This is a genomic window from Streptococcus mitis (assembly GCF_009496205.1).
Taxonomy (GTDB): domain Bacteria; phylum Bacillota; class Bacilli; order Lactobacillales; family Streptococcaceae; genus Streptococcus; species Streptococcus mitis_BN.
In genome coordinates this window covers 1-8,122 of record NZ_WIJO01000069.1, presented here as the reverse complement: position 1 = coordinate 8,122, position 8,122 = coordinate 1, and the positions used below count along the sequence as shown (strand labels likewise).

The 8,122-nt window shown below is 38.1% G+C and carries 6 protein-coding genes and 3 pseudogenes; 2 read left to right on the top strand and 7 right to left on the bottom strand.

Annotated elements, in window-relative coordinates:
• Positions 1-223 (top strand): annotated as a pseudogene (locus tag GEZ85_RS09255) (IS30 family transposase); the annotation flags it as partial.
• A 284-nt stretch (positions 224-507) separates the two neighbouring features.
• Here the strand turns inward: GEZ85_RS09255 and GEZ85_RS09250 are convergent.
• Together GEZ85_RS09250 and GEZ85_RS09245 are read right to left on the bottom strand one after the other, a co-directional pair.
• Positions 508-1,164: a CBS domain-containing protein gene (locus GEZ85_RS09250; RefSeq protein ID WP_004256822.1), complete on the bottom strand. Its 657-nt coding sequence runs from the start codon at positions 1,162-1,164 to the stop codon at positions 508-510.
• A gap of 302 nt (positions 1,165-1,466) precedes the next feature.
• Positions 1,467-1,925 (bottom strand): annotated as a pseudogene (locus GEZ85_RS09245) (ABC transporter ATP-binding protein); the annotation flags it as partial.
• Here GEZ85_RS09245 and GEZ85_RS09240 point away from each other — a divergent pair.
• Positions 1,917-2,096: pseudogene (locus GEZ85_RS09240) on the top strand (IS3 family transposase); the annotation flags it as partial. The pseudogenes GEZ85_RS09245 and GEZ85_RS09240 sit on opposite strands and share 9 nt — an antisense overlap.
• A 47-nt stretch (positions 2,097-2,143) precedes the next feature.
• On the opposite strand, the gene GEZ85_RS09235 reads toward GEZ85_RS09240, so the two are convergent.
• The 5 genes from GEZ85_RS09235 to GEZ85_RS09215 form a co-directional block, all read right to left on the bottom strand.
• Positions 2,144-3,571 carry a cytosine permease gene (locus GEZ85_RS09235; protein ID WP_153210121.1) on the bottom strand — a complete coding sequence of 476 codons (1,428 nt, stop codon included), beginning with the start codon at positions 3,569-3,571 and terminating at the stop codon, positions 2,144-2,146.
• Positions 3,572-4,053: 482 nt separating this feature from the next.
• Complete coding sequence (locus GEZ85_RS09230; RefSeq protein ID WP_153210122.1) at positions 4,054-5,481, bottom strand: cytosine permease; 1,428 nt, start codon at positions 5,479-5,481, stop codon at positions 4,054-4,056.
• A 1-nt stretch (position 5,482) separates the two neighbouring features.
• Positions 5,483-5,668, bottom strand: coding sequence for a hypothetical protein (locus GEZ85_RS09225; RefSeq protein ID WP_000805405.1), 186 nt, complete (start codon positions 5,666-5,668; stop codon positions 5,483-5,485).
• 1 nt (position 5,669) lies between these two features.
• On the bottom strand, positions 5,670-7,448 hold the full coding sequence (locus GEZ85_RS09220) for a phosphotransferase (protein WP_153210123.1): 1,779 nt from the start codon (positions 7,446-7,448) through the stop codon (positions 5,670-5,672).
• 215 nt (positions 7,449-7,663) lie between these two features.
• On the bottom strand, positions 7,664-8,122 hold a 459-nt coding region (locus GEZ85_RS09215), incomplete at its 5' end, for a transposase (protein ID WP_153210124.1).

Sequence of the window (8,122 nt, the reverse complement as noted above, 5' to 3'; positions counted from 1 at the left end):
TATTCTACCAAAGGGAACTTCTTTTGACAACTTAACTCAAGAGGACATTAATCTCGTTTGTTCGCATGTCAACAGTGTCAAACGCGCTGCTTTGAATGGAAAGTCAGCCCATGAACTCCTTGCTTTTACTTACGGAGAAGAGATTCCTAAGCTTCTTGGTATTTCTAAAATACCTGCAGAAGAAGTCTGTCAGTCGTCTACATTACACCAACATAAGTTCTAAAAATTAACCTTCAACCCCATTCAAACGTCTCACACTAAGTTCCACCATAGCGGAACTTAATCTGAAACGCTTTCAGATGAGAGGATTTTGTGCGCTCTTTTTTTCGATTCATTTTGGTTACAAAAGCGATGAAATCAAGCATTAGTAAAACCAGTGGAACTTACCCTGACACGGATTTCCACTGGTTTTTACGATTTTTATCAGACTAACTTCCACTTCTACTAGCGGTGGAACTTAGTTTGGGAATTTAGCTCATGAAAAAAGAAGCCTTTCGGCTTCCCTTCTTACAAGACTTTCGCTGAAGTACGAGTGATTTCTTCTACTTGAATATTCTCTGATTCAAATTTTTCTTTCAAGGCTGGTAAATCAATTGATCCATCGATTTGAACTTCGATAATGACCTTACCATCCTTACGCGGAATATTGACTGTATGGGAGATATTCAAATTTTCTTCTACAATCAAAGAAACAATCTTTCCAAGAACGCCAACTTCGTTTTCCGTAACAAAGCGCACACGAATTCCTTCTTCACCATAACCAGCAATTTCAAGAAAGGCTTGGAAAACGTCACGGTCCGTAATAACTCCGTATACTTGATGATTATCTACGACAGGAAGAATACCAATCTTGTTTTTCAACATCAAATAAGTTGCATCCTCTAGACTCGCATAGCCTGAAACAGTGACAACATCGCGAATCATGACATCTTTTACTTTTGTCTTATTTAGAAGATAATTCATCTCATAGATAGAAAGACTTGTTGCTTTTGATGGACTAGCTTGCGCAATGGTTCCTTCAGTTACCAAACCAACCAATTGATCATTTTCGATAACAGGCAAGCGGTGCAACCCTTGCTCTCTCATCAAATCTGCTGCATGAGATACTGTTGTATCTGGACTAATATAAACTACCTTGCGGGTCATAAAATCTTTAACTGCCATGAGACTTCTCCTTTTCTATTCTTATCCCTATTATACAATCTTTTTGTAAATCTATCAAACGCTTACATTTCTTTTTCAAAATTCAGAAAAGTATGAATAAGCTAGCAAAAAGAGCTCTGAAATCGAGCTCTGTGAATGAAGGTAAGATACGTTTCATTTCATTTTTCAATTATTAGAAATTCATATTTCAAAGTAGATGCAGATTTGTTTGCAATCTAAATATGCCGACTAAAACAATCCACTGGATAAAATAATTGCTTAGCAATCTTCATTTGCAACCTAAACTAGTCTCCCAGACTAGTTTAGCCACCCAGATACGCTTTTCTGACTTCTTCTGATGAGGCGAGTTCTTTTCCTGTTCCTGATAGGACGTTTTTTCCTGTTTCCAGTACATAGCCTCGGTCAGAGATTGCGAGTGCTTTATTGGCATTTTGTTCAATCAAGAGGACAGTTGTCCCTTGTTTCTGGATATCTTGAATGATATCAAAAATCTCTTGGATAAAGATTGGGGCAAGTCCCATTGATGGTTCATCTAAAAGAAGAAGTTTTGGTGTTGACATAAGAGCGCGTCCCATGGCAAGCATTTGTTGTTCCCCCCCTGAAAGAGTTGCTGCATCTTGGTTCTTCCGTTCTTCAAGACGAGGAAAGCGTGAGAAAACCTTCTTCAAGTTAGCTTGATTTTCTTCACGATTTTTCTTTAAGAAAGCTCCCATTTCAAGATTTTCCATAACAGTCAAGCCAGGAAAGACGTGGCGTCCTTCTTCGGCATTTTGAAATCGGAAATATTTTATGGCTATGAGAAGACGTTTACGTCTCTTAAGCAATTAGAACAAGCTATTGTAGACTACATTGATTACTACAATAATAAACGAATTAATGTAAAACTAAAAGGACTTAGTCCTGTGCAATATAGAACTAAGTCCTTTCAATAATTATTTTTCCAACTTTTTGGGGTAGTACACAACGTTCTCTCTTAAACTTAAATCGTAACGGAATCTTTATCCTTGAGCATATAGCGTTTTAAACGAGTTAAGCTAGCTAACCAGTACAATAGACCTCCAAAAATTGCAGTGAAGCCACTACCAGTTGTGAGCAGGAACATAGGACTCTGGATATGCTTTGTTATGGGATTGTAAACAAATAATACCGTAACTAACAAGGAAATGATTACACAAGATAATCCTACTAGATTGAAGCCATTTGTAAACTCATAAGCATCATGTCCTTCAAGGAAATAGGCTGAACGCAAATCGAGTTTTCGTTTTCTTAAGATAAAATAATCGACAACAATCATACCAATAATTGGCCCTTGAATATAAGCGGCTAGTGAGATGAAGGATCCGAAATACTCTTCTACTCCTCCCCAGATGGTTAGTAGGCTAACATAAACCATGGCAATCCAAACCATTAGTTTATAGCTTACTTTGGGCATCCCACTTTTTACAATCATACAGTTCACGTACGATCCTGTACCCTGGGTTCCAATATTAGCAAAAGCTACTAGTAGTAAACTTAAAAGCGCAAAGGCAGGAGTACTCAACGTTGAAAGCATCGTTGTTGGATCACTTTCATAGACACCTGTTTTAACAAACATGGCTAGAGCCATCACCCCACCTGTCGCAGCAAAGAATGGCGCAACAACCCCGTATGACAAGGCTGTAGCCCAATAGCCACTGCGTTCTGATTTTGCCAAACGTGGTAAGACAAAGGCTTGTGTAGACCAAGAAAAGGCTACGGCCACATTTCCTTCCCCTGACATCATAAAACGTTCAATCGGTGTCAAATTTTCTTGAATGGCAGGTTGGACATTCATAATATCACTAATCGGAACCGCAACAAAACAAATTCCAACGATGATTAGCCCAACAAATAACAAGGCTACCACTAGAAAGCGATTAGTACCTTTAATCACCTCTGGACCCCCAAGAGCAATCAGCGTTCCAAGGAGAACACAGAGAGTGCCTAGAATCGGTGCCCATACTCCCTTATCTAAACTAAGTCCAAAATTATTTCCCAAATGAATCATGGAGCTGGCAAAAAGATTGGCGGTAACGGCGTACCAACCAAAATTTGCCAAACTAATCACAGTTGATAGAACAGCTACCCCTTTTCTACCTAGAACAGCTCTCAACCAAATCCATAAATCAATTCCATATTTAACTGCAAACAAAATTGGGAGACATTCGATAAAAACCCAGATAATGTTGAAACTAAAAATATTAATCAACATTTGATTAAAGGTCAAATATTGAGCCACATAGGCTCCTTGGGTATAACACCAAGTTGCAATGGCAAAACCACTTGTCGATAAGAAGAGATCCCAGAAAGAATACTGACGATCCTTGTTGGTCATGGGAACAATTCCCGTTATGGTCTCCTGTTGAATAAAGTCATTCATCTTGGACATTTTATTGAATACCTCGTGTTATGGCTAGGATAATCAGAATATGATTGACTAGAATCATATCAATTACTTATGTAAAATAAACTTTTATGAAAGGGGAGATAAATATATATAGATTAAGGTTTTCATTTTTTAGTTTCACCTACAACTAATTGCTCAAGTTCAATACCAATTCTCATTTTGTTAGTCCTCCGACTAAAAATTAATTTTAGTTGACCATACTGCCCACTATAGTGATACCAAATATAGAAAAACTTCCCTACCCTAATAGATTTACAGACGCTCTCCTGAAATAATCCTCACAAAAGAGTAATAGTATGACGTTCCAAACACCTGAGCTAGATAGCTGTATTTCGTTTTCACGTTTGGAATTTCTTCTACAGAAATTTCAAGTACCTGCTCAGCTTATTCTACCGTATTAATAAAGATTTTCTAAAGCCTCCAGCAGGGGGCATACTCAAGTACTTCTAATCAATCCTCTATCCTTAAATCGTAACGGAATCTCTATCCTTGAGCATATAGCGTTTTAAACGAGTTAAGCTAGCTAGCCAGTACAATAGACCACCAAAGATCGCAGTAAAGCCACTACCAGTTGTGATTAAAAAGATCGAACTTTGAATTTGTGCAGTTACAGGGTTGTAAACAAATAGTACCGCAACTAACAAAGAAATGAATACGCAAGACAAGCCAACTAAGTTAAATCCTTTAGTAAATTCGTAGGCATCATGTCCTTCAAGGAAATAGGCTGAACGCAAATCGAGTTTTCGTTTTCTTAAGATAAAATAATCGACAACAATCATACCAATAATTGGCCCTTGAATATAAGCGGCTAGTGAGATGAAGGATCCGAAATACTCTTCTACTCCTCCCCAGATGGTTAGTAGGCTAACATAAACCATGGCAATCCAAACCATTAGTTTATAGCTTACTTTGGGCATCCCACTTTTTACAATCATACAGTTCACGTACGATCCTGTACCCTGGGTTCCAATATTAGCAAAAGCTACTAGTAGTAAACTTAAAAGCGCAAAGGCAGGAGTACTCAACGTTGAAAGCATCGTTGTTGGATCACTTTCATAAACACCTGTTTTGACAAACATGGCTAAAGCCATAACTCCACCTGTCGCAACAAAGAATGGAGCGACAATCCCGTATGATAAGGCTGTAGCCCAATAGCCACTGCGTTCTGATTTTGCCAAACGTGGCAAAACTAGCGCCTGTGTAGACCAAGAGAAGGCAAAGGCTACATTTCCTTCCCCAGAAAGCATGAAGCGTTCTAATGGAGTTAAATCTCCTTGGGTAGCTGGTTGAATGTTCATAATGTCAGTTATAGGAACAGCTACAAAACAGATTCCAACGATAATCAGACCGACAATCAACAGGGCGATAACCAAAAATCGATTGGTCCATTTGATTACTTCTGGACCTCCAAGAGCAATCAACGTTCCAAGAAGAACACAGAGAGTACCTAAAATCGGTGCCCATACTCCCTTGTCTAAACCAAGTCCAAAATTATTTCCCAAGTGGATCATAGAATTGGCAAAAAGATTAGCTGCAACGGCGTACCAGCCAAAGTTAGCCAAGCTAATAATGGTTGATAGCAAGGCTACCCCTTTTTTTCCTAAGACAGCCCTCAACCAAATCCATAAATCAATTCCATACTTAACTGCAAACAAAATTGGGAGACATTCGATAAAAACCCAGATAATGTTGAAACTAAAAATATTAATCAACATTTGATTAAAGGTCAAATATTGAGCCACATAGGCTCCTTGGGTATAACACCAAGTTGCAATGGCAAAACCACTTGTTGATAGGAAGAGATCCCAGAAAGAATACTGACGATCCTTGTTGGTCATGGGAACAATTCCCGTTATCGTCTCCTGTTGAATAAAGTCATTCATCTTAGACATTTTATTGAATACCTCCTGTCATGGCTAGGATAATCAGAATAAGGTTAATTAGAACTAAGCCAATGACTATAATAAAATCACTTTTTAGAAATGGCTGAGCAAACACATAGTTTGGTGATTCCATTTCTTCTAGCCTTCTTTTCGTTTCATTTGCTACTAATTCTTCAATTTCAGATGTCGGTTTCATCTCAATTCTCCTCTAAGTATAAATCTAATGCAAGTTTTCCATACTGCTTGGTATAACGATACCAGATATAAAGAAATTCACCTACTGGTTTTCCAACGCTTTCTTGGAACAGGGCCCATAAAAACCAATAATATGAAGTCACTGATACATAAGCAAAATAATGACGTTTGGTTTTCTTGTCCGGAACTTCTTGTAAATAGATTTCAAGTACCTTTTCAGCTTCTTCTACTGTATAATTTGAACACCCGATAAAGGTTCCTAAATCTCCTGCTGGATCTCCCATACCAGAATATTCCCAATCAATCAAGCTCATTTCTCCAGCTTCATTCAACAAGAAATTCGGGCTATAAGAATCTCCGTGGCAGAGAACCTTTTTCGCTTGATCTTCTTGTAAAAGCTTCTCGAGAACTGAGACATTCTTATCCAACTCTTCAAGTCCATCAAACTCAAAACGATTGCTAGCCTTTAATTTTCGTCTAAAATCATCAATTCCCTCAAATTGATCAAAGGAATGATCCGTTTTTTCTCCAGATTGGTGCAAGCGTCTCAAGAGCTCCATTGCTTTTGCTACATCATCCCAATTATCATAATCTAGTTGCTTGGCGTTGGGAATAAATTCTGAAATTTTCCAGCCCTCATCCTTGTTCATGGCGACAAAAGTACGGTCAATCTTTAATTTTGCAGCAATTTCCATAGAAGCCGCTTCACTAGCACGATCAATATAATTCTCCGTTCCTCTACCTGGATGACGGTAAACATATTTCTTTCCTAGGCAGTCAAATGAAAACGAAGTGTTGGTTAGACCATCTTTTAGAGGTTTGATATTGACAATATCTGAAGCCACACATCCCAATGTCTTACAGATATTATCAATGATTTCCGAATTCGTATTCACCAAATAGTGTTCATCAAACTGACGCAACTCATCTAGTGAATCAAACTCCTTAACAATATCTGCTGAATAATGCCGAGCTTCCAAAGGAAGCTCCTTGACGTGACGACTATAATAATCTTCCCAGAGTTGTTCGCGATATGGTTCGTGCTTAAATTCAGTTTCTAAAATATCTACAAACTTTTCACTAAATGCACGATCAAAATAAACGTGCCCCACCATAGCCCAAGTATTCGTCCCACCGATTTGAATATCGATAATAGTGTGATTGGAGTCTTCCTTAGAGCAGTATTCGTCTGTGTCCCCTTCTGCAAATATTGTAGAATAATAACCCCTGTAAATGTATCGTTCAAACGGATTTTCTACAAAATAATTATCCGAAGAGCAGATATAAGTGTTAGAAAGTTGATCTCTGACTAGCATGAGAGAAGAACAGTTGTTGTACTTGTAGTAATCATTATTCACAACGATTTTAACACCAAATTTTTCTGCTAGATAGAACATTTTTTCCTGCAGATAGCCTACAATAACTGTAATATCCTCTATTCCAGCTTCTTGCAACTGCTTGATTTCTCTCTCAATCAAACGCTCACCTTTAACTTGAAGCAATCCTTTAGGTAGCTCATAAGACAAAGGAGCAAAGCGGCTACTCATACCTGCAGCCATGATAATGGCATTCTTCACCTGATACGGAGCTAAAGTCCCCTCACCTAAGTCAGTTAAATGATTTTCCTCACTGATCCACTTCTCTTCTTTACATTCCTTGAGAAGATTATTTACTGTCCCCAAAGAGATGTCTAACTGTTCAGCCAATTGTCTCTGCGTAAAGTTTTCGTCTTTGTGAGTCAACAAAAAACGTAAAAATTTAAATTGTTTTTCTGATAGCATATCCTCAGCCTCTTTTGTTCAATATTTTTATTTATTCTATTATATGATGAACACACACTTTTGTCAAGTTAGATTCTATATTAAGAAAACGGATGCTCAAACCAAGTCCATCAGAATAGTAAGCAAACGAAGAAAGAGCCCCAAAAAAGAACCTAAGACAAAATAGTTCTCGACCACAAAAAGCTAGAGATTTCCAATTGCGGAACTCTAGCTTTTTAATTTTGAGTCGTTCTCTTATTGTATTTTAGGAGGTTATTGGCCATAAGTACCAATCCCATGTCAATTCTCACTTGACGCTTCCCTCTCAGATTACATCTCTTGTAACCCAAACAAGCCTTTATCTGCCCAAAGACAGGTTCAACATCAATCTTGCGTTGAGCGAAAATCTGTTTACCTTCGGGAGATAAAAGCGCCTGACATTCTTTAGCTTTCAAGTTTTGATAGCGTTCGTTCATATACAGTCCCTTTTGAGGGGCTGATTCAGGTTCATAAGCGTAGTAAACCTTGATTTTCTGTTGAAAGTCTGTCTGTGTTTTCTGATGTTTGGTATGGTGAAAACGATAATACCAGCTATCAGGATGTGTGTAGCTATCCTCCTTGTCATCATAGTGCCAATTCGCTAAGTTTCTAGCTGACTGTTTATACCCTCTCTTCTGTTCCTTGTCAAACATGGC

Excerpts from the sequence above, each read along its gene's own strand:
- GEZ85_RS09250 (WP_004256822.1), bottom strand. The coding sequence starts at position 1,164 with ATGGCAGTTAAAGATTTTATGACCCGCAAGGTAGTTTATATTAGTCCA.
- GEZ85_RS09220 (WP_153210123.1), bottom strand. The coding sequence starts at position 7,448 with ATGCTATCAGAAAAACAATTTAAATTTTTACGTTTTTTGTTGACTCAC.
- GEZ85_RS09235 (WP_153210121.1), bottom strand. The coding sequence starts at position 3,571 with ATGTCCAAGATGAATGACTTTATTCAACAGGAGACCATAACGGGAATT.
- GEZ85_RS09230 (WP_153210122.1), bottom strand. The coding sequence starts at position 5,481 with ATGTCTAAGATGAATGACTTTATTCAACAGGAGACGATAACGGGAATT.
- GEZ85_RS09225 (WP_000805405.1), bottom strand. The coding sequence starts at position 5,668 with ATGAAACCGACATCTGAAATTGAAGAATTAGTAGCAAATGAAACGAAA.